We start from the raw sequence: 26,919 nt of genomic DNA on the forward strand, positions 1-26,919 counted from the left end.
AGATGCAGCGTGTCAAGCTGGATCGGACAGACAGGCACATTCTTCATGACCTTCAGGAGAATGGTCGTATGACGAATGTCGAGTTGGCTAACAGGGCCGGGATTTCCGCCCCGCCGTGTTTGCGGCGTGTCCGTGCCTTGGAGGAATCCGGTTGTATACACGGTTATCATGCAGCAGTAGATCCCAAGGTGCTTGGATACAATGTAACAGCTTTTGCGCATGTCGGCCTGGACAGCCAAGCCGAGGCCGACCTGCGTGCTTTCGAGGATCTGGTTGCCGGTTGGGATAATGTGCGGGAATGCCATATGCTTGCCGGCGAGACGGACTTTATCCTCAAAATTGTTGCCCAGGACTGGGACGATTATCAGCGTTTCCTGACGACACAGCTGACCGTTGCGCCCCATGTGACGCATGTCAAAAGCGCTCTCGCGATTCGTACAGGCAAGTACAGGCCCGGTGTGCCGATCGATATTGATAGTGATCGTAAGTCGCGTTCAGATCTCTACTTGGGTGCCAAGCTCGATCAGTCGGTTGGGGGGTAAGCGGAAGTACCGCATGGTGTCTGTGGCGCTTCTTGCCATGGCGATAAACAAGGCAATACGCCACGGTGCCATGCCAGGATTTTTACTTTCAATGACGGTTTCGCGTGACAGGAACCACGAAATCCCCTGTGGTTCGTAGAAGAACCCTAATTTTTCTGATGAAATGTGCGCCAATGTTCTTGGTATGTTTGGTGTTTCCATAAATCCATAGTGCAGGATAATGCGTTGTAGTCCCGGAGCAATCTCCTTGGATTCAAGCCTGTTGTCATCAGAAACAAGGGGAGTTTCTGCTGTAACGGCGCTGAGCAGGATAACGCGCTCGTGTACAACTTTGTTGTGGCGCAAGTTGTGTAGCAGGGCGAGAGGTAGTCCGGAGCGGATGCTGGTGAGGAAGACGGCTGTTCCCGGTACTTTCGCGACATTATTTCCTGTCAGTTCATTGAATTCGGACTCTGGCCGGGAAACATTCTGTAGCTGTTGTAGAAGAAGTGCCCGTCCTGCTTTCCAAGTCATCAAAATGACAACAATAATTGCCGCCACGGTTACAGGCACCCAGCCGCCATCAGGGATCTTGATGGCGCAGCTCAGGAAAAACATCAGATCTGTACCCAAGAAAATGCCGCAAATCACGAAAATCTTGTTTCGGCTCCAACCCCACAAGATTTTCATGGCCAAAGCCATCATCAGGGCAGTGATAACCATATTTCCGGTTACAGCTACCCCATAGGCTGCCGCAAGATTGCTTGATGTTTTGAAACTGAGAACAAGAGCAATGCATGAAACCATAAGGCATGCATTCACTGTTGGCATGTAGATCTGACCCATTTCCTGGCCAGACGTATGAATGATGGTCATTCTCGGCAAGTACCCCAGTTGGATCGCTTGCCGGGTCAGGGAAAATGCGCCTGATATAACAGCCTGTGATGCAATAATGGTGGCCAGCGTTGCCAGAATCACCAAGGGAAGTATCATCGACTGTGGTGCCAGGAGGAAGAATGGATTTTCCGCCGCTTCGGGGGAACGCAACAGAAGGGCACCCTGACCGAAATAGTTCAAAAGCAGGCATGGCATGACAAGAATATACCAGCCTGTTCGTATGGCCTTGCGACCAAAGTGCCCCATGTCGGCATACAGGGCCTCGGCCCCTGTAACAGACAAAACAACGGCCCCGAGAACAGAAACAGAAATTCCCGGTTCCGTAAAAATGAAGAACCATCCGTAGTGCGGGCTGAGCGCGGCCAGGATAGACGGTGTGCCGACGATGCTCCGTAGGCCCAGAAAGCCGATAACCAGGAACCATATCAGGCACACGGGGCCGAAGATCTTGCCAACCATTGCTGTTCCAAACCGCTGGATCAAGAACAAACACAAAAGAATGCTGACGGTGATGGGTATGACAAATTCACTCAGTGCTGGTGCTGCGATATGTAATCCCTCGACAGCGGACAGGACTGACACAGCAGGCGTGATAATGCTGTCGCCGTAAAACAGGGCTGCCGCCAGAATTCCCAATCCCGTTACGGCCGAGAAGGCGCGCCCATCCTGATCCAGGACATTATGCAGGCGTGCCAGAAGCGCCAAGCTGCCGCCTTCGCCACGGTTGTCAGTGCTCATGACGTAAATGACGTACTTGACGGATACAACAACCAAGATGGTCCAGAATATGAGTGACAGAACGCCAAGTATATGAATGTGGTCCACAGTAACCCCATGTTCGGGGGACAGGGATTCCTTGAACGCGTAAAGAGGACTTGTCCCAATGTCACCGAAGACAACGCCTATGGCACCAATAATAAGGGGCAGCAGAGGTTTGTTCTGATGTGACATTATTGTGTTTCAGTCTGTTGTTATGGATGTAAAAGCCATGGCCGGCTTGATTCTGCCTTAGGTAAAGGCTGCCAATTCTAACTGTATCGGCCAGATTGCGCAGTTCGGGAGCGCAAGATGAGTCTTCTCAGACACTGTTGTTCTCTGGTCTGAGGTAATGTCCATTGTTGTCAGCAGGACGATTTATGGCGGGATACGAGGGACGGCAGGAAGCAGAGGCGCTTAGTCACAGCGCCTTCATGTGCTTCTGCATTTCAGGTTTGATTACAGTCCGGGCAATCACGTGTCGGATTGCCCGGATTCTTGGAGTGTTTCAGGAAAAACGAACGTTTACAACTTCATAGGAGCGGAATCCGCCCGGTGCAGATACTTCAGCCGTGTCACCCATGACCTTTCCAATCAAGGCCCGAGCCAAGGGGGAGGCTATTGAAATCCGACCCTTCTCCAAATCTGCTTCGTGGGGGCCAACAATCTGGTAGGTCACTTCACCATCTGTATCTTCATCAGCCAGCGTAACCGTTGCCCCGAATCGGATGGTTGAACCAGACAGCTTGCTGACATCAATAACGTCAGCGCGGGACAGAACGTCCTCCAATTCTGCAATACGCCCTTCAATAAAGCTCTGGCGTTCCCGCGCAGCGTGGTATTCGGCATTCTCTGACAGATCACCGTGTTCACGGGCCTCGGCAATAGCTTTGATGACCGCGGGGCGTTCCTGGCTTTTCAGCATACGCAGCTCATCTTCCAGGGCCTTCATGCCCTGTGCGGTCATGGGGATCTTTTCCATATCCGGGTACGTCCTTACACTTGCTTGTTTGTCGCGAAGGCGACCGGCTGCGCGCAACACCAAGAAACGACCCGGGGCTGCGCAGCGTAGCCCCGGGGCATCGAATCGGATCAGGCGGGGAAGTATACCCTGTTTTGTACTTCCGGAACAGAATAGTGTTGCAAGGGGGTTATCCCCGGTTCCTTGTCCTGCAGGCTTCTTATGGCCTGCGCTGCGGCCCTTGCCCCTGCCATGGTTGTGTAGTGGGTCACAGATCTTGTCAAAGCCGCGCTGCGGATATCCAGGCTGTCGCGTATGCTGTTCATGCCTTCAGCCGTATTGATAACCATATCAACGGTACCGCACAAGATGGCGTCCACGCAGTGAGGCTGGCCTTCCCGTACTTTGTTGATGGCGGTTGCGGGAACGCCTCCCTTGTTCAGGAAAGTAGCTGTTCCGCCTGTTGCCAGGATATCAAATCCCATGGCAAAAAAAGACTTTGCAATATCAAGGGCTTCAGTTTTATCCGAGTCGCGCACAGACAAGAATATGGTTCCCTGCAGGGGGAGTGGGAGCCCGGCTGCCATCTGGCTTTTGGCGAAGGCATGCCCGAAGCTTCTGGCTATGCCCATGACTTCGCCTGTTGATTTCATTTCCGGCCCCAGCAGTATGTCGGTGCCGGGGAAGCGGGCGAACGGGAACACGGATTCCTTGACTGCGACGTGGCTTGGGGTTGTCGTACGCAGCGCAAAGGCAGCCAGGTTTTCACCGGCCATAACCCGGGCTGCTATGCAGGCAACAGGATTGCCGGTGGCCTTGGATACAAAGGGTACTGTACGGCTTGCGCGCGGGTTTGCTTCCAGGACGTAGACGTCTGTTCCCTGAATGGCGAATTGAATGTTTATAAGCCCTTGTACGTCAAGTTCGGTAGCAAGAAGGGTGGTTTGTCGTTCCAGCTCCCGTATCAGGGGTGCCTGAAGGGAATGTGGCGGCAGTGAGCAGGCGGAGTCTCCGGAATGAATGCCTGCTTCCTCAATATGCTCCATAATGCCGGCGATAAACACGGCTCCGCTTGAGTCCCGTATGGCATCAACATCCACCTCGGTTGCGCCGCGTAAATACTGGTCCAGCAGGATCGGCATGTCGGAAGAAATGGTGATGGTGCCTTGTCCTTCGTTCTGCCCGCCACAGACCTTGGTCAGCCATGTGCGGAGTGAAGATTCGCCATGGACAATTTCCATGGCCCGCCCTCCCAGTACAAAGGATGGGCGTACGACCAAGGGATAGCCAAGGATCGTTGCCTGCTCCAGAACGTCTTCCGGGGTTCGTGCTATTGCGTTGGGTGGCTGGCGAAGCTCCAGTTTTTGCAGGACAGACTGGAATTGCTGGCGGTCTTCGGCTCTGTCGATTGCAGCGGGAGACGTGCCCAGAACAGGAATATTGGCCTGTTGCAGGGCGCTGGCCAGTTTCAGCGGGGTTTGTCCGCCGAATTGCACGATAACCCCTTTGATGTGGCCCCTGCGTTGTTCAACCCGTATCAACTCAATAACAGATTCGGCGGTCAGAGGCTCAAAGTACAGGCGATCTGACGTATCCGGGTCGGTTGAGACCGTTTCCGGGTTACAATTGACCATAATGGTTTCATAGCCGGCCTCGGAAAGGCTGAAGGCTGCGTGGACGCAGCAGCAGTCAAATTCTATGCCTTGTCCAATACGGTTTGGTCCCCCACCCAGGATGATGATCTTCTCACGTGTTGATGGTTTTGCTTCGCAGTCTGCGGCACTTACGCCATCGCCTTCGTAGCAGGCGTACATGTACGCCGTTGGCGATGAAAATTCCGCTGCACAGCTGTCTATGCGCTTGTAGACCGGGTGAAGGCCCAAGGTATTGCGTAAAGCGGTTACCTCTTCTTCTGTTTGTCCATTCAGGTGGGCCAGCCTTGCATCAGAAAAGCCCATTTTTTTAAGGGCAAGAAACCCGTATTGGTCCGCAGGAATTCCCTGTTGGCGGATACGGGCTTCAATGTGGACCAGGTGAGCAATCTGATCCAGAAACCAGCGGTCAATGTGGCAGGCCTCATACACTGTTTCTATGGACATACCTTCGCGGAAAGCCTGTGCAACAAAACGGATCCGGTTTGGGCTTGTTGTTCTCAGAACCCGTACCATGGCGTCATGTCGGGTCTCGTCAGGGTTCACTGTGATGTCGATTTCATCCAGCCCGGTTAGTCCTGTATCCAGGGATTGCAGGGCTTTCTGGAGTGATTCAGTGAAGGTACGCCCGATGGCCATGACCTCGCCGACCGATTTCATCGAGGTGCCCAGCCGGGCATCGGTATCGGGGAACTTTTCAAAGGTAAAGCGAGGAATTTTGGTGACGATATAGTCAATAACAGGCTCAAAGCTGGCTGGCGTTTGCCCGGCGGTTATCGCGTTGTCCAGTTCATCCAGCGTGTAGCCCACAGCCAGTTTTGCGGCGATGCGTGCGATCGGGAAGCCTGTTGCTTTTGATGCAAGGGCAGACGAGCGCGAGACCCGGGGGTTCATTTCAATGACCACCAGGCGTCCGTCATCCGGGTTGACCGCAAACTGGACATTGGACCCGCCTGTTTCGACCCCGATTTCCCTCAGGACCGCCAAGGATGCATCCCGCATGGTCTGGTACTCTTTGTCTGTCAGTGTCAGCGCCGGTGCAACCGTCACAGAGTCCCCGGTGTGGATGCCCATGGGGTCAATGTTTTCGATAGAGCAGACGATAATCCCGTTGTCTGCCCGATCACGAACCACCTCCATTTCATATTCTTTCCACCCCAGAACAGATTCCTCGACCAGAATTTCGTGGACAGGCGAGGCGGCCAGGCCTTGTGTGCAGATATGACCGAATTCTTCCTTGGTTGTTGCTATTCCGCCGCCTTGTCCACCCAGTGTGAAAGAGGGCCGAACGATGGCTGGAAGCCCTGTGAAGGCAAGAGCCTCATAGGCTTCATCCAGGCTGCGCACCATCCGCGAGCGCGGGCTTTCAAGGCCGATACGGTCCATGGCCTCACGGAACAGCTGCCGATCCTCTGCCTTGCGGATGGCCTCGCGGCAGGCCCCGATCATGATGACGCCATGACGTTCCAGTGTTCCGTCATCGGCCAAGGCAAGGGCGCAGTTCAGGGCTGTTTGTCCCCCCATGGTTGGCAGCAGGGCATCCGGTTTTTCCCGGTCAATAATCTGCGCCACAACAGCGGGAGTGATCGGTTCGATATAGGTGGCATCGGCCATATCGGGGTCTGTCATGATAGTGGCCGGGTTGGAGTTGACCAAGATAACCCGGTACCCTTCCTCACGCAGGGCCTTGCAGGCCTGGGCGCCCGAATAGTCAAACTCACAGGCTTGTCCGATAACAATCGGGCCTGCACCGATAATCAGAATGGAGTGGATGTCTGTGCGTTTGGGCATGCCTGGGGTTTCCTTCCGACAGGGCACGGGACAATTAATTTGGACTGGGTAGGATCAGGTGGCTGCGCAGCCGCTCAGGGGAGGGCAGTTGCGTATCGTCGGGGTGTGCTGGAATGCCGATGCTGTTGCATCAGGCCGACAAAATCACGGAACAAGGAATGGGAATCCTTGGGGCCCGGGCTGGATTCCGGGTGATATTGCACGGAAAAAACAGGACGGCCTTTTAGGGCAATCCCCTCGATCGAGCTATCGAAGAGAGATGTGTGTGTGACGACAACCTCATTGGGAAGGCTGTCGGGGTCGATGGCAAAGCCGTGGTTCTGGCTTGTGATCGCGACGCGCCCCGTTGCCAGGCACTTGACCGGCTGGTTCGATCCACGGTGCCCCCGCTTCATGCGCAATGTCTTTGCCCCCAAGGCCAAGGCAAGGATCTGATGACCCAGGCAAATGCCAAAGACGGGAAGCCCGGTGGACAGAATCTTTTTCAGTTCGGGGATCACAGAACGGCCGGTGGCGGCAGGATCACCTGGTCCATTCGACAGGAACACGCCATCAGGGGCAAGGTTCAAGATCTCCCTGGCCGTTGTGTGAGCTGGTACGATGGTAATCCGGCAGCTTTCGGCAGCCAAGCACCGCAGGATGTTCTGCTTTATGCCGAAGTCAACGGCGACAACATGCCATGGTCGATCTCTGGATTGTGTATCCGGCCATTCCCATGGTTGCTGGCATGATACGCGTGTAGCCAGGTCCAGCCCGTCTGGCAACGGATGGGTTCTTGCTTGGTGCAGGAGATGTTCCAGGTTGAAGATACCGTTCGGGTCATGTGCAACAACGCCTGCCATTGTGCCGTATTCGCGCAGTCGTATGGTCAGTGCGCGTGTGTCGATACCGGTGACACACACCACGTTATTCCTGCGCATCCATTCGGGCAGATTGGCTGTTGCACGCCAGCTGGAGTCGATGCCAACGGGTGCGCGCAGGATGCAGCCTCGGGCAAACGGGTGTTGCGCTTCGTGATCGTCCGGATTGGTGCCTGTATTGCCGATATGCGGAAATGTAAAAGTTATAATCTGCCCGGCAAAGGAGGGGTCTGTCAGGGTTTCCTGGTAACCGGTCATTCCGGTACAGAAAACAACTTCTCCCGTTGTGTTTCCTTTACGTCCGAGACCATGTCCCCACCATACCGTTCCGTCGGCAAGGACCAGTACGCCGGTTGCCCTGTCAGGGCATAAACCGGGTGTGCATGCTGTTTGGTCTGTCATAGGATCCCCTGGTTCATAGCGCCGCAGGAGTGATCGTCTCCCTTGGAAAAGGCAAGGCATGCCAGTGTATGGCTGACCGCTTCTGCATGACTATGCGCACAAAAGAACTACCTTCATGTTCAGGAAAGAAGGTTAGGGCAAGCGCCAATAGATACCAAGTGCAGGAACGCTCTGCCAATCGCAGGCAAACGGTCAACCAATTACATCTGGTTTTGCCCCTTGTCAATTCAATACAGAAGAGGCAAGGCTTTTGGCTCTTTATTGCCGGTATGCCCAAGGTCATGGTGGCTCCTTGCTGCGGACAGCATTTGCCAAGGCGTTCACACTCGTCTAGTCTGGGCAGATTCGAGATATTCATGACGAACTGTATTTTGAGGTCATCCATGTTGCGCACTCGGCTGAACGAGGCGTTGAAGGAAGCGTTGAAGGCACGCGACAATCGTGCATCGGCTACCTTGCGACTGATTCTTGCGGCTTTGAAAGACCGTGATATCGCAGCCCGGACCCGTGGTCTGGGTGAAGGAATTCCTGAAGAGGAAATCCTGCAGATGCTACAGTCCATGATCAAGCAGCGACGTGAAAGCATCAATCTGTATGAGCAAGGTGGGCGGCTGGAGCTTGCGGAGCAGGAGCAGGAGGAAATAGCCATTATTGAACGTTTCCTGCCTGTGCAGATGGATGAAGCAGCAACGCGTGAGGCCATTGCCGTGACTCTGCAGGAGCTGGGAGCCAGTGGCATCAAGGATATGGGGCGGGTTATGACGGCCCTGCGTGAGAAGTTTGCAGGGCGTATGGACTTTGGCAAGGCCAGCCAGGCTGTCAAGGCAGCCTTGTCCTGACCGTGTGTTCTTTCCATTGTTATGACGGGTGTGCGTGACCCATGGCTTTGCCCCCGCAGTTCCTTGATGAGCTTCGTGCCCGGCTTCCGGCCTCGGTTGTGGTTGGGCATCGGGTTCGTTTGGTCCGTCGTGGGCGCGAGCATATTGGTCTTTGCCCGTTTCACAGGGAGAAGACTCCTTCCTTCACCGTCAATGACGACAAGGGCTTTTATCACTGTTTTGGGTGTGGGGCGCACGGCGACATCATTTCCTTTGAAATGGAAACGGCACACCTGACTTTCCCCGAAGCTGTGGAAAAGTTGGCGGCGCAGGCTGGTCTTGAGGTGCCGCGTCCCGATCCGCGGGAGATGGAAGCTGCACGTCAACACGCCGGCATTCTGGATATCAACGAGGCAGTCTGCCACTTTTTCCAGCGATCCCTTTTTCTGCCATCCGGTCGTGGCGGGCTTGATTATCTCCGTCGGCGGGGCCTTGATGACGAGGTCATCCAGACATTTCGTCTGGGTTGGGCCCCTGGTGGGGTGGAGTTGCAGACCGCCTTGCTCGGGAACGGAATAACCGAAGAGCAGATGATCGAGGCTGGTTTGCTTCGGCGCCTGGATTCCGGGGCTGTGGTTGGTTATTTCCGGGAACGTGTCATGTTTCCAATTACAGACCGGCGGGGGCGGGTTATTGCCTTTGGCGGTCGGACCTTGGGTGACGGGCAACCCAAATACATGAACAGCCCCGAAACACCGGTCTTCCACAAGGGACAGGTTCTCTACAACCTGTCCCGTGCCCGTGAGGCTGCGGCCCGGAGTGGAGATATTGTTGTTGCAGAGGGCTATATGGATGTTATTGCCCTGCATCGGGCAGGCATCCCTCATGCTGTTGCTCCGTTGGGGACAGCCCTGACGGAGGCTCAGATTGAGTCATTGTGGCGTCTGTCCGACGAGCCTGTCCTGTGTATGGATGGTGACAGCGCCGGGCAACGGGCTGCGGCCCGTGCTGCCGACCGTGCTTTGCCCCTTCTGAAACCGGGGAAGTCTCTGCGTTTTGTCATGCTTCCGATGGGGCGGGATCCTGACGACCTGTTGCGGGACGAGGGGGCAAGATCAGTTTGTGCAAGGCTTGCGGTATCTCGCTCCCTGCTGGATGTTTTATGGGACAAGGCGTTGGAAGGGCGGTCGCTGGATACACCGGAACGAAGGGCTGGTCTGGAAGCCCATCTGGAAGAGCTGGTACGTCATATCGGGGATCGCAGTGTCCAACAGCATTACCGCCAAGCCTTCCGTGACCGTCAATGGAACCTGTTTCGCCAGGCTGGGCGTGGTGCGGCGGTCAAGGCTCGTCCGGCGGGTACTTTCTCTCCCAGGGGGCGCGAATCGCAGTCGCGCTGGGCGGCTCCGTTGCCGTCAGCCGGAAGCGGTATGATTCTGGCCCCGCCGGCACCGGATGCTGCGGAGGCCTTGCGGCGGCGCATTTTGCTGGTTACGCTCATCACTCATCCTGACCTTTTTGACAGTGTGGGAGAGCGTTTGGGGCTTCTGGATTTCCCGGAACAGTCCCTTGATACGCTTCGAGGTGCGGTTTTGCTGCTGCTTTCCCGTCAGTCAGGTCTTGACTTCCATGGTCTGAGACGCCAACTACACGACGAGGGATTTGGTGATGTTCTGGAGTCCCTCCTTGCGTCGAATGTTTTTCTCCATGCGGCATTCAGCCGTCCGGTCGCCGACAGTCAGGCCGCCTTGGACGGGTGGGAGCACACGTTCGGGTTATCCCGGGGCAGAGATTTGAAGGTGGATATTGGTCGTGCGGTTGAACGGCTTGGTGACAATCCAACCCCGGAGGCTCTTGATGTTTTTATTGCCTTGAAAAAACATGAAAGAGCGTCTGTAGAGGATTGAGCATCATCCGGATGATACGGGATGTTATGGAACAGGATGGTCAGAAGGACCGGGATGTGTGCCTTGGGTGCATGTCCGTACGTATTTTGAGGAGAGAGAACGGGCATGGCAACAAAAGCTGCCGCTGAAACAGAAACCCCTGAAACCAATGATGAGGTTCAGGACGGGCCTTTGCTCGATTCTCTTAATACAGCTGTCAGGAAACTGGTGGCAAAAGGCAAGGAGCGCGGGTTCATCACCTATGATGAGCTGAATGCGGCGTTGCCTTCAGATGACTTTTCCTCGGAACAAATCGAAGACACCATGTCGATGCTGTCGGATATCGGCATCAACATTGTTGAGAACGAGGAAGAGGAAGTCAGCGGCAACGAAACCGACGATTCCGCCGGTAATGTATCCGAAGACGAACTGGGGCGTACTGACGATCCCGTGCGGATGTACCTGCGCGAGATGGGGTCTGTTGAGCTTTTGTCCCGCGAGGGTGAAATCGCCATTGCCAAGCGTATTGAAGCCGGGCGTGAGATGATGATCGGCGGGATCTGCGAAAGCCCACTGACCATCGCTGCTTTGCTGGACTGGCATGACGCCTTGGTGGAAGGAAAGATGATGTTGCGTGACATCATTGATCTGGAAACGACGTATGGCACAGAGCCCGGTGTTGGTGATGATATGGGAGAGGAAGAAGAAGACTCTCCTGTGGTCGGGGACAGAGATGAGGAGCTTGCCGCTCCGGTCAAGGACCATCGCAAGGCCAAGGAAGAGTCCGGCTCTGATGATGAGACAGACGAGGCAGAGGCTGATGGCATTGATGCCTCTGCCGAAGGCGATGTTGACGGAGAAATAGAAGAAGCCAGCATCAGCCTTTCCGCTATGGAAGCGGAGTTGCTGCCCGTTATTCTCCAGTCATTTGAAACAATTGCCCAAGCCTATCAAAAGATGAGAAAGGTTCAGGACCAGCGCCTGGGCCATATCACTGCCGGGGAAGATGTGCCGGCAGCCTTGGAGAAAAAGTTCGAGAAGCAGAGGTCAGAGCTGGTCAAGATGATGGAGGGCGTTCATCTGAACAACGCCCGTATTGAATACCTTGTTGGCCACCTCAATGACCTCAACAAGCGCCTGATGATGCTGGAAGGCAAGCTTCTGCGCGTTGCCTTGGACTGCAAGATCAAGCGCGAGGACTTCCTTGATGCTTACTATGGGGCCGAAATGGATCCCCAGTGGCTGGAAATCATCGCAAGCCGAAGTGGAAAAGGCTGGAAAGACTTTATCGGCAAGCATTCTGCCGAGATTGTCAGAATCAGGGAAGCGATTGCGGTTATCTCTGCCGAGGCGCGCCAGCCTATTTTTGAGTTCCGCCGTATTGTCCAGACAGTCCAGAAGGGTGAGCGGGAAGCCAGCAAGGCCAAAAAGGAAATGATCGAGGCCAACCTTCGCCTGGTTATCTCCATTGCCAAGAAATATACCAACCGTGGCCTTCAGTTCCTGGATCTGATTCAGGAGGGCAACATTGGCCTTATGAAGGCTGTGGACAAGTTCGAGTACCGCCGTGGGTACAAGTTCTCCACCTATGCGACATGGTGGATTCGTCAGGCTATTACCCGTTCCATTGCTGACCAGGCCCGGACGATCCGTATACCGGTTCACATGATTGAAACCATCAACAAGCTGGTTCGTACAAGTCGCCAGATGTTGCATGAGATCGGTCGCGAACCAACACCGGAAGAACTGGCCGAAAAGCTGCAGATGCCGCTGGAAAAGGTTCGCAAGGTCCTGAAGATCGCCAAGGAGCCTATTTCTCTGGAAACTCCTATTGGTGATGAGGAAGACAGTCATCTTGGTGACTTTATCGAGGACAAGAATGCGGTTCAGCCCTTGGATGCGGCGATCAACTCCAATCTGCGTGAGACGTGCACCCGTATTCTCTCGACCCTGACCGCGCGTGAGGAAAGAGTGCTCAGGATGCGTTTCGGGATTGGCATGAATACCGATCATACGCTTGAGGAAGTTGGTCAGCAGTTCAGTGTTACTCGTGAGCGTATCAGGCAGATCGAAGCTAAGGCCCTGCGCAAGCTCAAGCATCCGTCCCGCTCACGCAAGCTGCGTAGTTTCCTGGACGGTTGATCTGTTCTGGTGTTGATAAAAAGGCCACCTTTGAGGTGGCCTTTTTCATGCATTATCGGTGCATTATTCACTCAGCCTTCTTTGGTGGTTTCTTTTTTTGTTGCTTCTGCTGCCGGGAGATCAAACCAGAATGTGCTGCCTGTACCGACCGTGCTGGTGAAATCGATGGTGCCGCCCATTTTCTTGACCAGCAGGCCCGTAATGGAAAGCCCTATCCCCGTTCCCTGTATCGGTCCACTTTCCTGCCCCAGGCGATTGAAGGGCTGGAACAGGTCCGCCCTGCGCTCTTCGGGAAGACCGGCGCCGGTGTCTGTTACGGTGATCCGGACGTATCCATCAGGGGCATCTCTGGAATAATCGATCGTAACGCTGCCCCCAGCCTTGTTATACTTGATGGCATTACTGACGAGATTCAGCAGGATCTGTCGCATTCTGAGTGCATCGGCCAGAACGACAGGAGCCTTTTCCGTTTCGGGGGCCGCGATAACCTGAACGCCAAACTCACGCGCCATGGTGTCAGTGAGTCCCATGCATTCCTTGATGATCTTGGAGGGTTCAACCCGCCCGATATCCAGCGTCAGTTGGCCACTTTCAATGCGGGCCAAGTCGAGGATTTCATCGATCAGGGTCAGCAATAACTTGCCGGATTGGTGAATATGCGACAACCAGCTTCTTTGTCTGTCGCTCAGGGTTTCGGACTTGCTGCTTTCCATAAGCTGGGAAAAGCCAATAATGGCATTCAGGGGTGTCCGTAGCTCGTGACTCATGCGGGATAGAAAATCAGATTTTGCCCGGTTCGCCCGGTCTGCTGTTTCCCGGGCGTCAATCAGCGCCTGCTCATAGGCAAGGGTCTGTCTGATATCCCGGAAAAACACGAATGATCCAGAGCGGGTGCCATCATTTTCGGTCAGAATAGATGCCGAGACATCGAGGGGGATAACATCTCCATCATGACTGACGAACTCCAGCGTATACCGGCGGTGTATTTCTGTTTTCTCCAGCAAGGCATCGCCCTTCAGGCTATCGCGTGATTCCTGCGTCATGAAGAGCGTAATCGGGCGCCCTTGCATGTCATCTGGCTCATACCCCAAGATCGAGCGTGTCTTGTTGTTTGTTTCCACGATCAAGTCATCTGCATCGAGACGAATGTAGCCTTCTTCGGTCGTGTCTATGATTTGCTGAAGCCGGAAGAGAGTTTTTTCCTGTAGGCTGCGCAGGGCATGCTCACCTGTGATGTCTATCATAAGTGTACATATCGCCGTGTCTCCATCCCACAGCACGGGGAAGCTGGTTGTACGCACGCGCAATGTTGAGCCATCATTCTGGCGATAAAGTGTTTCGAAAGACGTAGTCAGTGTTTTGCCATCGTTATCATCCTGGTGGTTCTGACCCATTGGCATCAGTGTATCGGCTTGGCCCCCGGGTAATGGCAGGTCTTCCATGCTGTCCAGCCCAACCATATCCATGAAGGCTTGGTTGGCAAACAACGGCTTGAGATTACGGTGAACAAGAATACCCGCAGGGAGGAGGTTGATCATGAACAGGAATTTTTCGGCCAGATCCTTGTCAGCAGAGCGAGGGCTGATCAGAATACGGAGACTGTCGTGATCATCATCCGGATGGGAGATCGTCAGATCAACAGGTAGGACAGTGCCGCTTTTGTGCAGTGCCTTGGCTCTTCGTGTGCGGGGTCCCTGTTCTGTTGCGCCAGATTCCATGGAGACTGAGAATGTACCACTGTCGGTGAGCAGGAGTGTTGATACTGGTACTCCGTCCAATTCCCCGCTTTTGTATCCGAACAGGGAGCAGGCCCCGGAATCTGCACCGCGAATGTTTCCGGAATACCCGATCAGGACATAGCCATTGGGTATGCCATGGCTACTTTCTGGCACGTCCGGGGTTGTGGTGTGGTCATCTCCCGAACCTTCGGCGAGGGTGTTCTCTTCTTCATCTGCTTCCTCTTCATCAAGAGGTGTATGTTCTTGATGCTGTCTGGACTCCAGCTCTTCCATCAGGCGCGTATTCAGGCGCAGGGCTGATCGCGCCAATACCGTTGTTCGCAGATGCAGTATAAGCCCCAAGGCAATAGCCAAGAGAAGGCCGAAGCTGATCAGGCTGATTCGGCGCGCCAAATAAAACAGGGGAGATTGATTCGTTGTGAAGCGCAACCATGCAACGGATTGACCAGGGGTTCCCTGTAATGGAACCATACTGGTATCTTTATCATTCAGGGTTTCGTGTGCCAAGGACGCAGGGATAATAGAGAGGCTGCTGAGCCCGATTTTACGCACAATCCCGTCGATCCATCGGGAGTCCAGGGCGCGAGCCATTACCAAGACAGGCATAGCCTCAAGCCGGGCATCCCGGGGCAGGGGTTCCGGGTTGGAGAGAATACCTGCTGCCAGGATCCAGGCCGTTCCGGTTGAACTGAAGAACTGGCTGGCTTGGCGGTGTGTGCCACTTAAGGCCGATGCTTCACGGACAGCGGAGGCGGTTTCCCATACGGAATGCAGCAGTGGATCATCTTCGGTGAACATAAGCTCAGGGATTCCCTGCTTGATTTCCGAGATGGGCCCGCTGCCATAAACAATAAAGACCCGGCTTACGCCCCACGTGCTGTTCAGCTCCTGCCCGAAATTATCCCGGATCCATTCCTGATCGGGGAGCAGGAAGAGTTTCTCCCATGCGTCACTCCACAGGCTGTAGTCACGTATCAGACGTTCCTGCCCCCGGCGGAGCTCTGTGATTTCTGTATCAATATGATTGCGTGCATACAGATCTGTGCTTGTTCTTGCTTGATCCACGCCTTCATGAGCCAGCCATATCAGCCAGCCGACCAATGCCGACAGGACAGCCAGAAAACCACCCCAGGCCACATTGAGAATCCCATGTCGCCGGGGCAGGTCAACAACAGCCGGGAGCGATGCATAGGGATCGGTCATCGGGTATCGTCGCGCTGCCTGATCAAGTGCACTCTGGTACAGTGTGGACAAACCCGTGAAACTGTCCACAAAAAGAGGGGACAATTTCCCCGGATTTTCCGCAGACATGCAAAAAATAAAGGTTCCGGCTTTTCCTTTGCCGGGAAATGCTATATACGGACCTCCCCTGCGCAGGTGGTCCATTACAGGGCTGTCTGGCAACATTTCGGGGGCCTGTAGCTCAATTGGTCAGAGCCGACCGCTCATAACGGTCTGGTTGGGGGTTCAAGTCCCTCCGGGCCTACCAAAAAATACCGCGCATGATTTCTATCAAGGCGCGGTATTTTTTTATGTTAATCACCCATAAGTTCCAGGATCAGGGCAATGCCCTGCCCGCCCCCGATACACATTGTTACCAAGGCATAACGCCCGTTGGTACGGTGCAGGGCGTGTATGGCTTTTATGACCAGTATGGCACCGGTTGCGCCAACAGGATGGCCCAAGGCAATAGCCCCGCCGTCCGGATTTACCTTCTCCGGGTCTAGGCCAAGCTTCCGGTTCACGGCACAGGCTTGTGCGGCGAATGCCTCGTTGGATTCAACCAAGTCCAGATCAGACACCGTAAGGCCGGCCCTTTTCAGGGCGATCATGCTGGCGGGAACCGGTCCTATTCCCATGATGGACGGATCGACCCCCGCGTGACCATAGCTGACAATCCGGGCCATGGGGGTGAGCTTGCGGGCCGATGCCTCGCGCTCTGCCATCAGGACAAGGGCAGCCGCGCCGTCGTTGATGCCGGATGCATTTCCAGCGGTGACAGAGCCGCTCTCGCGAAAAATGGTCTTTAACTTTGCAAGACTGGCCGAAGTCGTCTCGGGACGAACATGCTCATCTGTATCGAACACGGTTTCCTTGCCCCGTGTTTTTATAGTTACGGGGGTAATTTGGCTTTTAAAGAAACCGGATGCGATGGCACGTGCTGCCCGACGGTGGCTTTCTGCGGCAAAGCCATCCTGTTCATCACGGCTGATCGAGTGTGCTGCCGCGACATTTTCTGCTGTTACCCCCATGTGGCCGTTGCCAAATGGATCTGTCAGGGCGCCTGTCATCATATCGACCATGGTGCTATCGCCCATGCGGGCACCCCAGCGTGCAGTCGGCAGAATGTAGCTGCCCCGGCTCATCACCTCTGTGCCACCGGCAACAGCGATTTGGCAGTCACCCAGCATAATAAAGTGCGCTGCCGACAAGACCGCCTGCAGGCCTGATCCACACAGGCGATTGACGGTCATGGCCGGAACATGGTCCGGAATGCCGCCCTTGCAGGCAGCCACGCGGGAGACGTACATATCTCGCGGCTCAGTCGGGATAATATGCCCCATGACCACATGCCCGACATCTGTGGGTGCAATGGCCGTTCGTGTCAGGGCTTCCTTGATCACCAGTGCCCCAAGATCGCATGGCGTCAAGTCCTTGAGCGAACCGCCAAAGGCGCCAATCGCGGTTCGCGTTCCTCCCAGAATGACTACAGATTCAGCCATGTTTCCCTCCTTGTTCCCCGTGTCTGCGGTTTTCCCGGAAGGATATACACGCAGTGCTTGATCATGGGGCACTATGAAGGGACGGCACCAGTACGGCAACCAGCCTTTGTATAGCGCGTGATCTTGAACCGCTTACATGGATTGCAGCATCAGGCTGCCAACACACAGCACAACACCAAGGCCGGCGCAGAACCGTGCACAGGAGCGATGAGCAACCAGCAGGGCATGGGGAACTTCATGACGGGCCTGGGCTGCCGGGGGGCGGGCCTGTGGTGCTGTTGCGGCCCATACCGGACCTTCCAAGGGGCCTGTTTCAGCCACTTTACGGCCCCGCATCAGCAGAGCGGCTGCACCACTGGCAGCAATGATGGCACCCACCGACATAGCTGCGGCTGGTGTATCGGCAAAACAGAGGAAAAGGGTTATTCCAAGGGACGACAGAACCCAGAAGGCCGCCGCACGGGCGGCGTACATCAGGGCAGCTTCCTGGAGGGTCATGTTACACCTGTAGTATGTGTGTCCAATAAAGAATCTGCAGCACACTGCCCTTCTGTGATCTTTTTCTCCAGTCCAAAAATGCACCCAGGGGCGTGTTTTTGTGCTTTTATGAGCGTTTCTTATGCAGGAGCAACACAATGGAATGACAATTCGGGTGTTGATCTACCCCGGAATAGCCAGATAGCGGTATCTGGTCTTTTCCTTCCTGTCTGTGTGGGGTAAAACCCACGGCAGAGTTCCCGAGCCAGTTCGCAAACGGAGGATACATGGCCGCCTATCAATACATCTATACCATGCGTGACCTGACCAAGGTTTATCCGGGCGGGCGCAAAGTGGTGGAGGGGGTCTATCTATCCTTCCTGCCCGGAGCCAAGATTGGTGTTCTGGGATACAACGGTGCCGGCAAGTCGACCCTGATGCGCATCATGGCCGGTATCGACCAGGAATTCAGCGGTGAGGCGCGCGCGGCAGATGGTGTGCGTGTCGGGTATTTGCCGCAGGAACCCCAGCTTGATAATGCCAAGACCGTTCTTGAGAACGTTATGGAAGGGCTGGGCGAAGTCTACACGTGGCGTCAGCGTTTTGATGATGTTTCAGCAAAGTTTGCCGAGGTCGAAGACGATGAGGCCATGAACGCCCTTTTGGCGGAGCAGGCTGAATTGCAGGAAAAGATTGATGCCTGCGATGGCTGGGATGTCGAGCGCAAGGTTGATATTGCCATGGATGCCCTGCGCTGTCCGGAAGGGGATGCCCCCGTCGGGACCTTGTCCGGTGGTGAGAAGCGACGTGTTGCGCTGGCGCGCCTGTTGTTGTCACGGCCGGACATGCTGCTGCTCGATGAGCCGACCAACCATCTGGATGCAGAGTCTGTCTGGTGGCTGGAACGTTTCCTGGAGGAGTATGAGGGGACGGTTGTTGCTGTTACCCACGACCGCTACTTCCTTGACAATGTGACTGGCTGGATCCTGGAGTTGGATCGTGGCAAGGGTATTCCCTATGAGGGCAACTATTCTTCCTGGCTGGAGCAGAAGCAAAAGCGTCTGGAGCAGGAACAGCGCGAGGAAGATGCCCGTCAGCGCACCATTTCCCAGGAGCTGGAGTGGATACGCTCCAATCCAAAGGGGCGTCAGGCCAAGCAGAAAGCCCGTATTACCGCTTTTGATGACCTGGTCGCTAAATCGGCGGACCGCCAGCCCGGGACGGCCCAGATTGTTATTCCCACGCCCGAGCGTCTGGGCGGCGTTGTGATCGAGGCGGACGGACTGAGTAAATCCTTCGGTGACCGGTTGTTGATCGATAACCTGTCTTTCCGGCTTCCTCCGGGCGGGATTGTGGGTGTGATCGGTCCAAACGGCGCCGGCAAGACAACCCTGTTCCGCATGTTAACCGGTCAGGAACAGCCGGACGGCGGCAGTATTCGTGTTGGTGAGACCGTCAAGCTGGGTTATGTCGACCAAAGCCGTGATGCGCTGGATGACAGCAAAACGGTGTGGGAAGAAATTTCCGGTGGTCACGATGAGATTGATCTTGGCAAGCGCAAGATCCAGTCTCGCGCCTATGTCGGGTCATTCAACTTCCGTGGCGGTGACCAGCAAAAGAAGCTGGGGCAACTGTCGGGCGGGGAACGTAACCGTGTTCACCTGGCCAAAATGCTGAAGTCTGGCGCGAACGTCCTGTTGTTGGACGAACCCACCAACGATCTGGATATTGATACGCTCCGCGCCCTGGAAGATGCCCTGCTGGACTTCCCCGGCTGCGCTGTCGTGATTTCGCACGATCGCTGGTTCCTGGATCGTATTGCAACGCATATCCTGGCCTTTGAGGGTGACAGCCACGTCGAATGGTTCGAGGGGAACTTTGCTGATTACGAAGCGGACAAGAAGCGTCGCCTTGGTGCGGATGCCGATCAGCCGCATCGTATCCGTTACAAGCCTGTCCACCGCTGATCAGGTATATACGCCATAGTTGTTATGGCGTTTCCGGCAATGCCCACGCCCTTTTCTGGTTTATGGACCAGTGGGCGTGGGCATTTTGCATGATTTCACCTCTGCCCTGTGTCACAGGCTGTGGTGAGTTATATAATCCTGCGGGCCAGAAGAATGGCTCCTGCCAGAGGATCTGCCAAGGGGATGCGCAGAAAGCTCTTGGCTTGAGGAGTCAGGAAAGGTTCAAGCCGGGTAGCGATCCCTCCGCTCAGGCAAACGGATGGAGCGCCCAGTTCAACAAGCCGCTGTATCATGGCCGAGGCATCACGGGCTGCGGCATTGATAATCATGTGGGCCGTTGTGTCGTGGCGCTGTTCTGCGTCAAACACTGTCGGGGCAAGGCTGGCATAGTTTTTCGGGCGTGCTGTTGACGTCCAGGACACAACGGCTTTTGGGTCATGGTTGAAGGATTCCATGATCATCCCGGTCAGGGGAGTCTTTTCCCATAATCCATCCAGCGCCAGTAGGGCGTACTCTACGGCCTTGCGTCCTATCCAGCTGCCCGAGCCGTGATCGGACACCTCAAAGCCCCAGCCGCCGACAGACACTTCCCGTCCATTGACACGGCCATATCCAGCCGATCCGGTTCCCAGAATCAGGATGGCGCCATCCGTTTCTCCAAAGGCCCCCGTGCAAGCAATATGCGCGTCAGACGTTACGGTCAGTGATCCCAGCCCATGTGTGTGGGAGAGGAGTGCGGGATCGTCTGTCTGTGCAAATCCGGCCAGTCCAAACACGGCACGAATGTTTTGTCGATCTTTGGCTTCATCCAGCCCGGCTTTCCTCAAACAGAGATCAATGGCGGTATTGATTGATGCCCACGCAGTTTTTGTGCCCAGCCGGATGTTGCACGATCCGGACTCCGCTTCTCCGATAGTGGTGCCGTTCTGATCTGTCAGACGGGCTCGGCAGAGGGATCCGCCTCCATCAAGGCCGAGAAAGAAGCGAAAGGCCATGGGGTGCATCATGTTGTGTTCCGGATGTGCGTTGTGATGTTACCAAGTCTGTACCCATTGCGTCATGAGATGATACAACGGGTGGGAATTGTGTATCTGGGCTTATGGTGTATATGAAACGGCAGCTTTCTGTATTGAACAGTAGAATATTTCCTTTCCTGTCATCAAAGAAAAGCAGATATCAAAGCCGGAGCGGACAGTTTCTGACCGTTTATAGTACCTGAAGCGCGGTGGCCCGTTCGCATAATCAAAATGATATATATGGGAGTGATTGTATGCCGGCACAGTTTCCGCTGGTCTTTCCACCTGAGTCCCCGGATTTCCCCGCCTGGCGTGATCGTTTGGCCGGTCAGTATCGTCGGGACGAGGACGAACTGGTCGTCGAACTCATAGAGGCAGCGGCCTGCTCCCGCGAGGAGCAGGACCGGATTGATGCCATGGCCACGCGTCTGGTGTCTGCTGTCCGTAGCCATCGGGTTGCCAAGGGTGGTGTTGACGCCTTCATGCATGAGTATGACCTGTCAACCCGTGAGGGCTTGACCCTCATGTGTCTGGCCGAGGCTTTGCTGCGCATTCCCGATCCCTTGACGGTTGATGCCATGGTTCAGGATCGGTTGTGTGGAACAGACTGGGACCGGCATTTCGGCAACAGTCGATCGTTGTTTGTCAATGCGGCGACTCTTGGTCTGATGGTGACCGGTCGTATCTTGCAGCCGTCTGATTTGCCCGGTGCGGATGGAATGCGCATTGTGCGTTCCTTGATCATGCGTCTGGGGCAGCCGGTGATTCGTCAGGCCCTGTGTCAGGCCATGAAGATGATGGGGCGCCAGTTTGTTCTGGGGCGTACCATAGAGGAAGCCAGAAAGCGTGGTGCTGCACAGGAGCGACGGGGCTACCGTTATTCTTTCGACATGCTTGGGGAGTCTGCGCGGACGGAAAGCGATGCCCGGGCATACTTTGTGGCCTATGAGCAGGCGATACATGCCATCGGCCAAGCGTCCAACGGGCGCGGTGTTCTGGCCGGTCCCGGTATTTCTGTCAAACTTTCGGCTTTGCATCCGCGTTACGAGGCAGCAAAACGATCTGATATGCTTGAGATTCTGGCCGGCCGTACCCTGACCCTGGCCCGGCTGGCGCGTCAATACGATATTGGTTTCTGCATTGATGCCGAGGAAGCAGATCGTCTGGAGCTGTCCCTGGAGATTATCCAGCGCGTTTACAGCGATCCATCCCTGGACGGGTGGACAGGGTTCGGGCTTGCGGTGCAGGCCTATCAGAAAAGAACGCGTGTGACCTTGGAGATTCTGGCCGACATGGTGCGTGCCGTAGGGCGGCGCATGAACATTCGCCTGGTCAAGGGAGCGTACTGGGATACGGAGATCAAGCGCGCTCAGGAGACGGGGCTTGCGGATTATCCGGTTTATACCCGCAAGGTGACGACCGATGTCTCTTATCTTGCCTGTGCCCGTGCCCTGTTCGGGTATGGCGATCTCTTCTTCCCGCAGTTTGCGACCCACAATGCTCAGACCATGGCGGCTGTTCTTGAAATGGCTGCCGGCCGTCCTTTCGAATTCCAGCGTTTGCATGGCATGGGTGAAGAGCTGTATGAGGAGATTGTTCCGGCCGACAAGCTGGGCATTCCATGCCGTATCTATGCGCCTGTCGGCAGTCATGCCGAGCTGTTGTCGTATTTGGTCCGGCGGTTGCTGGAAAATGGTGCGAATACATCGTTTGTCAACCGGCTGGTCGACGAGCGTATTCCGGTTTCTGCCATCATTGCCAACCCTGTTGATGCCCTGCGTTCTGTGGCGGTGCGCCGGCATCCCGGGATTCCCCTGCCGCGTGATCTGTACGGTTCTGGACGGATCAATGCATCGGGGATGGATCTATCTGACAGCCGTATGCTGTCAGATCTTGCCGAGGCCATGAAAACACATGCTGCGACGACGCTTGCGGCAGGCCCCCTTGTGGGTGGCGAGGTTCGGAACGGAACGCCATGCCCGGTCTATTCGCCGGCTGATCGCCATCATGTTGTCGGCACCATCAGTGATGCCGGGGATCAGGATATTCGCGACGGATTGGGGAAGGCCAAGGCTTCGTTTGCAGCCTGGAGCCAGCGACCGGTTGCCGAGCGTGCCGCCATTCTGCGGCGTGCGGCTGACCTGATGGAACAGAATATGGCCTTGCTGATGACGCTGTGCATCCGTGAGGCAGGCAAGACATTGCCCGATGCTGTGTCCGAGGTCCGTGAGGCGGTTGACTTCCTGCGCTATTACGCAGCGGAAGCGTTACGTTTGGCAGATGATCATGCGCTGACCGGTCGTGGTGTATTTCTATGCATCAGTCCCTGGAATTTTCCCTTGGCCATTTTTACCGGTCAGGTCTCGGCAGCCTTGGTTGCCGGGAATACTGTTATTGCCAAGCCAGCTGAGCAGACACCCCTTGTAGCCTTTCAGGCTGTGCGCTTGTTGCATGAAGCCGGTGTTCCGGTCGATAGCCTGTCCCTGTTGCCCGGTCGCGGGGAAACAGTTGGTGCGGCTCTGGTCTCTGATCCCGATATTGCTGGTGTTGCTTTTACGGGGTCATCCGATGTGGCGCGGCTGATTGCCCGTTCTCTTGCTGCCCGCGGTGTTGGTCCGGTGCCCTTGATTGCGGAAACGGGTGGCATGAATGCCATGATCGTGGATAGTTCGGCCCTGCCGGAACAGGTTGTTCGTGACGTCCTGCTCTCTGCGTTTGGGTCGGCTGGCCAGAGGTGCTCTGCCTTGCGGGTTCTGTATATTCAGGATGATATCGCCGATACGGTTCTCGCCATGTTGCGTGGTGCCATGAGTGCTGTCCGGGTTGGTCATCCGGGGCGGATCGATACCGATGTTGGTCCTGTTATTGACGAGGAGGCCCGCTCTGTTCTTGAACAGCATGCGTGCGCGCTTGAAGCGGCAGGGCGCACAGCCACTCTTTGTCCGCTGGCTGCCGGTACAGATCGTGGTGTGTTCTTTGCGCTACGGCTGTTCGAGATTGAGAGTATACGTGAACTGTCGCGGGAAGTTTTTGGCCCGATCCTCCATGTGATTCGTTACAAGGCTGCGGATCTGGATCGCGTTCTTGCCGATATCCGTGATACCGGGTACGGGCTGACCATGGGTGTGCATACCCGTATTGAGTCCAGGGCACAGCACGTATTCCGGAATTCAAGGGTCGGGAATCTGTATGTCAACCGCTCCATGACCGGAGCTGTCGTCGGTGTCCAGCCTTTTGGCGGAGAGGGCTTGTCAGGCACCGGTCCCAAGGCGGGTGGCCCATATTATCTGCAGCGCTTTGCCCGATCGTATCCGTTTCCGGCTTCAGCTCTGACAGCCGATGGCCCTGCAACGGTCTCTCCAGGTGGGGTCTCGGCTTCCTTGCCGGCACCGATGTCGGAAGTCCAGGCGCCGGCATCAGCACTTGTGCGTGCCATGGCTGTGGCCATGCGGGAAGGATCCGCCTCCAGGCCGGACTTCACGTCCCTCGACAAGCGCGTGGCTGTTCTGGAAGGAATGGTTTCCACGCTTCAGCATCAGGGTGCGCAGCTTCTTGCTTTGCTGGAGCGTGATGGTGGGGCCGACCGTGTTTCGACCCCATCGGGAGCATTATCGGCTTATGCTGAGATTGTGCACCGGGTTGCCCTGCAGGTGCGTGCCCTTCTGTCGGGACCGGTTCGCATGCCTGGTCCAACCGGGGAGACCAATGACCTGCATCTGGCCGGTCGTGGCCCTGTCGTTCTTTTCATGGATCAGGATGCATCCCTGGAGCAGGGGCTTGCCAAGGTTGCGGCAGCGTATGGTGCCGGAAATCCTGTTGTCATGGTTGTCCATCCTTCACTGGCTGGGGCTGTACGGTGCATTATGCCGCAAGCGTTCGGGCTGGAGCTTGTGGTTGCAGCGCCTTCGGACTCGCTTGCTGCCTTGGCCGATCTGCATGATGTGGGGGCTGTTGGTGTCTCGGGGGGCAGAGGTCTTCTGGATCAGGTTGCCCGTGCTGTGGCAGCCCGTGATGGAGCCGTTGTCCCCGTTGTTGATGAAGATGCCGGGCCGGGGCTTGTCCTGCGGTTCTGTTGTGAGCGAACCCTGACCGTGGATATTACATCAGCAGGGGGTAACACCCTGCTGATGATGCTTGGTGATGCCGCATCCTGAGCCTGAAGAACAAGAAAAGGTCGGGATTCCACGCGATTCCCGGCCTTTTTTTTGCAGATGGCAGAACGGAACATGTGCGGACACGATCCTACTATGCTTCAGGCATAGTGATCGGGGGTTATGGTGCTTGTCACTGCACTCGTTCGTAATGTGTGCTATTGTTTGCCTTCACAGGCACGATACTGCATGGCCTTGCAGAAACCTTGTTGTCAACGCGTTCTGTAAGATCCGTGGCTATGCCGGGCAGGAGATGAGGAGGAGGTTTTGTGTCCGAGGTTATCAACCTCAGAAAAGCCCGCAAGCAGAAGCAGAGGGCTGACAAAGATAAAGAATCCAAAGCCAACCGTGCCTTGCACGGACAGGCCAAGGCAGTGCGCGATTCCGTGCGGGCAGCGACGGAACGCTATAACCGGTATCTGGACGGTCACCTGAGGGAAAACCCGCCGTCCGGAGATTTTGTGAAGGAAACGCAAGACAAGGAATAGGGCTGTACGTTCACCCTCCCTTTACCCTTGTATGCTAGGCTGACACAATGCGCTTTGTAAAAGCCCGAGTTTGCAGGGGGGTTCCTGTGACCGGGTCTCCGCCTGCAGGGGGGCGTGCCCGTGGAACGGTTTTTGGCATTACGTGTACCCGCTCTTGTTATGCTGCTTGCCCTGCAATTGGCGGGGTGTGGCCCGTTTCTTGACGGCCCGGACGGCGTAAACCGGTTTCTGGCCCCTGGTGCCAAATCTCAGGTTAATGCGGCACTGGCGGCCATGGCCCGTGGTGATTATGGTGAGGCGGAATGGGCTATCCGTGCCGCGTTGTCTGCCGACAAGACCACAATGGCCGGGGTGGAGCGGGATCCGCTCTTGCTTCTTGCTGCGGCAACCCTGTACCAGACAACCAACAGGCCCCAGCAAGCGATAACCTATTACCGCGAGCTTCTACAGCGTAATCCCAGGGGATATGTAGCCGGGTCCTTGTGGGGATCCTTGCAGCCACGTCCCATCGTCGAGGTTGCCCGTGAAAACTTGCGCCTCCTGGAAAGTGGCGGGATAGGTCGTCCGTCGGCCCCTCCCCCTGACAGCAAAGCCCAAGCCCAGCCATCCAAGCAATCTGCGCCTTCACCTCCGTTGGCAGGAGAAACAGGGGCAGAGCTGGAAGCTATTGCACAGAGATTTGCGTTGATGACACGTCTTCTTGAGCTTGGATTGGTGACTGAAACGGAGTGGGGTGCCCGCCGTAACGCCAACATTGGTTTGTTGACCCCGTTGACCGCGCCGCGTCCCCCTGCCGTTGGCTTGGAAAAGCCCCCGCCAGATGAAGCGCAGGTTACCAGTCGGCTTCGTGCGTTGCGTGACGCAGTCGAGGGGCGGGGTATGACTGTCGGTCAGCATGAAATCGAACGAAAAGCCATTCTGGATGGCATCATGCCTTCCGATCCACGGGTAAGGCGTGATTCGCCCCGGTGGCCCTCAAACGCGGAAGAGGTTACGTCGGCTCTCGCTCGTCTGGATGGCTGGAAGAAGGGGGCCTTAATCAACGAAGAAGAATATATGCTGGAAAAACAGGCCATAGAACGGTCTGGCCAGAGCGGCGGAAAACCAACGCCACCCCCTGTCGAGCCTGCACCAGATACAACGAGCAAACCAAATGAGCCTCCGCCATTCCCTACAGCTTCTGTCGCAAATCCGGCAGCAACCCTGCAAAGCGGGCGGGGGCCACTTCAAGTTGTTCCAAGCCCATCTGATCCACAACAGCCTGATGCGTCAGCCAGCAATGCTGCGGGGTCCGGGGGGGTGGTTGCGGTGCTTCTGTCTTCGTATGAGAGTGAAGCCCAAGCCCGCATGGGATGGGAGGAGATCAAGCGGAAACATCCTGATGTCTCAGCCCTTCAGCCCAAGGTTACCCGTATAACAACGCAGGATAACAAGGTTCTTTTTCGTTTGAATGCGGGTCCTCTCCCTGATCGTCAGAAGGCCGAGGAACTTTGTTCGAAATTACAGGGCCAAAGCTGTGAACCCGTCTTTCTTGGGGGATGATGCATTTTTTTTGTTTTGTTTAAGGAATTGTGTTGACGATTTTTGCGTTGGGGCTTAGAAGGTGCGTCCCGACGCTGAGGGACTGGTTTTTCTGGTTTTGTTGGTGTCTGGTGCTGTTTTACAGAGTGAA

At 55.7% G+C, this 26,919-nt stretch carries 16 protein-coding genes and 1 tRNA gene; 9 read left to right on the top strand and 8 right to left on the bottom strand.

Annotated features, from left to right (window positions below):
• Nucleotides 1–2 precede the first annotated feature (2 nt).
• Nucleotides 3–542, top strand: a complete 540-nt coding sequence (locus HEQ72_RS07170; protein WP_168019305.1) for an Lrp/AsnC family transcriptional regulator — start codon at nt 3–5, stop codon at nt 540–542.
• Here HEQ72_RS07170 and HEQ72_RS07175 read toward each other — a convergent pair.
• The 4 genes from HEQ72_RS07175 to carA form a co-directional block, all read right to left on the bottom strand.
• On the bottom strand, nt 495–2,369 hold the full coding sequence (locus HEQ72_RS07175) for a potassium transporter Kup (RefSeq protein WP_168019303.1): 1,875 nt from the start codon (nt 2,367–2,369) through the stop codon (nt 495–497). The two genes, HEQ72_RS07170 and HEQ72_RS07175, sit on opposite strands and share 48 nt — an antisense overlap.
• Nucleotides 2,370–2,682: 313 nt before the next feature.
• Nucleotides 2,683–3,156 (bottom strand): transcription elongation factor GreA, encoded by a 474-nt coding sequence (gene greA / locus HEQ72_RS07180; protein ID WP_066132382.1) that lies wholly within the window; start codon nt 3,154–3,156, stop codon nt 2,683–2,685.
• Between the two features lie 110 nt (nt 3,157–3,266).
• Nucleotides 3,267–6,578 (bottom strand): carbamoyl-phosphate synthase large subunit, encoded by a 3,312-nt coding sequence (carB, locus tag HEQ72_RS07185; protein WP_168022964.1) that lies wholly within the window; start codon nt 6,576–6,578, stop codon nt 3,267–3,269.
• 74 nt (nt 6,579–6,652) lie between these two features.
• Complete coding sequence (gene carA / locus HEQ72_RS07190) at nt 6,653–7,840, bottom strand: glutamine-hydrolyzing carbamoyl-phosphate synthase small subunit (RefSeq protein WP_168022965.1); 1,188 nt, start codon at nt 7,838–7,840, stop codon at nt 6,653–6,655.
• Nucleotides 7,841–8,223: 383 nt separating this feature from the next.
• Here carA and HEQ72_RS07195 point away from each other — a divergent pair, with 383 nt between their 5' ends.
• The 3 genes from HEQ72_RS07195 (at nt 8,224) to rpoD (ending at nt 12,686) form a co-directional block, all read left to right on the top strand.
• A complete protein-coding gene (locus HEQ72_RS07195) occupies nt 8,224–8,679 on the top strand; it encodes a GatB/YqeY domain-containing protein (RefSeq protein ID WP_168019297.1) in 456 nt (151 codons plus the stop codon).
• Nucleotides 8,680–8,720: 41 nt separating this feature from the next.
• A complete protein-coding gene (gene dnaG / locus HEQ72_RS07200) occupies nt 8,721–10,565 on the top strand; it encodes a DNA primase (protein WP_168022966.1) in 1,845 nt (614 codons plus the stop codon).
• A 105-nt stretch (nt 10,566–10,670) separates the two neighbouring features.
• Nucleotides 10,671–12,686 carry an RNA polymerase sigma factor RpoD gene (gene rpoD / locus HEQ72_RS07205; RefSeq protein WP_168019293.1) on the top strand — a complete coding sequence of 672 codons (2,016 nt, stop codon included), beginning with the start codon at nt 10,671–10,673 and terminating at the stop codon, nt 12,684–12,686.
• Nucleotides 12,687–12,757: 71 nt separating this feature from the next.
• On the opposite strand, the gene HEQ72_RS07210 is transcribed toward rpoD, so the two are convergent.
• The gene (locus tag HEQ72_RS07210) at nt 12,758–15,736 is read right to left on the bottom strand and encodes a PAS domain S-box protein (protein WP_168022967.1); all 2,979 of its coding nucleotides are present in this window, start codon (nt 15,734–15,736) and stop codon (nt 12,758–12,760) included.
• A gap of 101 nt (nt 15,737–15,837) precedes the next feature.
• Here HEQ72_RS07210 and HEQ72_RS07215 point away from each other — a divergent pair.
• Nucleotides 15,838–15,914, top strand: a tRNA-Ile gene (locus tag HEQ72_RS07215).
• A gap of 46 nt (nt 15,915–15,960) precedes the next feature.
• Here HEQ72_RS07215 and HEQ72_RS07220 read toward each other — a convergent pair.
• Both HEQ72_RS07220 and HEQ72_RS07225 read right to left on the bottom strand, forming a co-directional pair.
• A complete protein-coding gene (locus HEQ72_RS07220) occupies nt 15,961–17,148 on the bottom strand; it encodes an acetyl-CoA C-acyltransferase family protein (protein WP_168022968.1) in 1,188 nt (395 codons plus the stop codon).
• 132 nt (nt 17,149–17,280) lie between these two features.
• Entirely contained in the window at nt 17,281–17,646 is a 366-nt protein-coding gene (locus HEQ72_RS07225; RefSeq protein ID WP_168022969.1) for a hypothetical protein, read from the bottom strand.
• A 266-nt stretch (nt 17,647–17,912) separates the two neighbouring features.
• Here HEQ72_RS07225 and ettA point away from each other — a divergent pair, with 266 nt between their 5' ends.
• Nucleotides 17,913–19,592: an energy-dependent translational throttle protein EttA gene (gene ettA / locus HEQ72_RS07230; protein WP_168022970.1), complete on the top strand. Its 1,680-nt coding sequence runs from the start codon at nt 17,913–17,915 to the stop codon at nt 19,590–19,592.
• 128 nt (nt 19,593–19,720) lie between these two features.
• On the opposite strand, the gene HEQ72_RS07235 is transcribed toward ettA, so the two are convergent.
• On the bottom strand, nt 19,721–20,599 hold the full coding sequence (locus HEQ72_RS07235) for a BadF/BadG/BcrA/BcrD ATPase family protein (protein ID WP_168019283.1): 879 nt from the start codon (nt 20,597–20,599) through the stop codon (nt 19,721–19,723).
• Between the two features lie 263 nt (nt 20,600–20,862).
• Here HEQ72_RS07235 and putA point away from each other — a divergent pair, with 263 nt between their 5' ends.
• The 3 genes from putA to HEQ72_RS11740 all read left to right on the top strand — a co-directional run bounded on the left by putA (nt 20,863) and on the right by HEQ72_RS11740 (nt 26,789).
• A complete protein-coding gene (gene putA / locus HEQ72_RS07240) occupies nt 20,863–24,762 on the top strand; it encodes a bifunctional proline dehydrogenase/L-glutamate gamma-semialdehyde dehydrogenase PutA (RefSeq protein WP_168022971.1) in 3,900 nt (1,299 codons plus the stop codon).
• A 266-nt stretch (nt 24,763–25,028) separates the two neighbouring features.
• On the top strand, nt 25,029–25,247 hold the full coding sequence (locus HEQ72_RS07245; RefSeq protein WP_168019279.1) for a DUF4169 family protein: 219 nt from the start codon (nt 25,029–25,031) through the stop codon (nt 25,245–25,247).
• 120 nt (nt 25,248–25,367) lie between these two features.
• On the top strand, nt 25,368–26,789 hold the full coding sequence (locus tag HEQ72_RS11740) for an SPOR domain-containing protein (protein ID WP_168019277.1): 1,422 nt from the start codon (nt 25,368–25,370) through the stop codon (nt 26,787–26,789).
• Nucleotides 26,790–26,919: the final 130 nt, after the last annotated feature.

Source organism: Haematospirillum sp. 15-248, from assembly GCF_012102665.1.
Lineage (GTDB): Bacteria > Pseudomonadota > Alphaproteobacteria > Rhodospirillales > Rhodospirillaceae > Haematospirillum.

Bases quoted from the DNA above. Each gene is read 5' to 3' on its own strand.
- HEQ72_RS07170 (WP_168019305.1), top strand. From the start codon at position 3: ATGCAGCGTGTCAAGCTGGATCGGACAGACAGGCACATTCTTCATGAC.
- HEQ72_RS07175 (WP_168019303.1), bottom strand. From the start codon at position 2,369: ATGTCACATCAGAACAAACCTCTGCTGCCCCTTATTATTGGTGCCATA.
- greA (WP_066132382.1), bottom strand. From the start codon at position 3,156: ATGGAAAAGATCCCCATGACCGCACAGGGCATGAAGGCCCTGGAAGAT.
- carB (WP_168022964.1), bottom strand. From the start codon at position 6,578: ATGCCCAAACGCACAGACATCCACTCCATTCTGATTATCGGTGCAGGC.
- carA (WP_168022965.1), bottom strand. From the start codon at position 7,840: ATGACAGACCAAACAGCATGCACACCCGGTTTATGCCCTGACAGGGCA.
- HEQ72_RS07195 (WP_168019297.1), top strand. From the start codon at position 8,224: ATGTTGCGCACTCGGCTGAACGAGGCGTTGAAGGAAGCGTTGAAGGCA.
- dnaG (WP_168022966.1), top strand. From the start codon at position 8,721: ATGGCTTTGCCCCCGCAGTTCCTTGATGAGCTTCGTGCCCGGCTTCCG.
- rpoD (WP_168019293.1), top strand. From the start codon at position 10,671: ATGGCAACAAAAGCTGCCGCTGAAACAGAAACCCCTGAAACCAATGAT.
- HEQ72_RS07210 (WP_168022967.1), bottom strand. From the start codon at position 15,736: ATGTCTGCGGAAAATCCGGGGAAATTGTCCCCTCTTTTTGTGGACAGT.
- HEQ72_RS07220 (WP_168022968.1), bottom strand. From the start codon at position 17,148: ATGGCTGAATCTGTAGTCATTCTGGGAGGAACGCGAACCGCGATTGGC.
- HEQ72_RS07225 (WP_168022969.1), bottom strand. From the start codon at position 17,646: ATGACCCTCCAGGAAGCTGCCCTGATGTACGCCGCCCGTGCGGCGGCC.
- ettA (WP_168022970.1), top strand. From the start codon at position 17,913: ATGGCCGCCTATCAATACATCTATACCATGCGTGACCTGACCAAGGTT.
- HEQ72_RS07235 (WP_168019283.1), bottom strand. From the start codon at position 20,599: ATGATGCACCCCATGGCCTTTCGCTTCTTTCTCGGCCTTGATGGAGGC.
- putA (WP_168022971.1), top strand. From the start codon at position 20,863: ATGCCGGCACAGTTTCCGCTGGTCTTTCCACCTGAGTCCCCGGATTTC.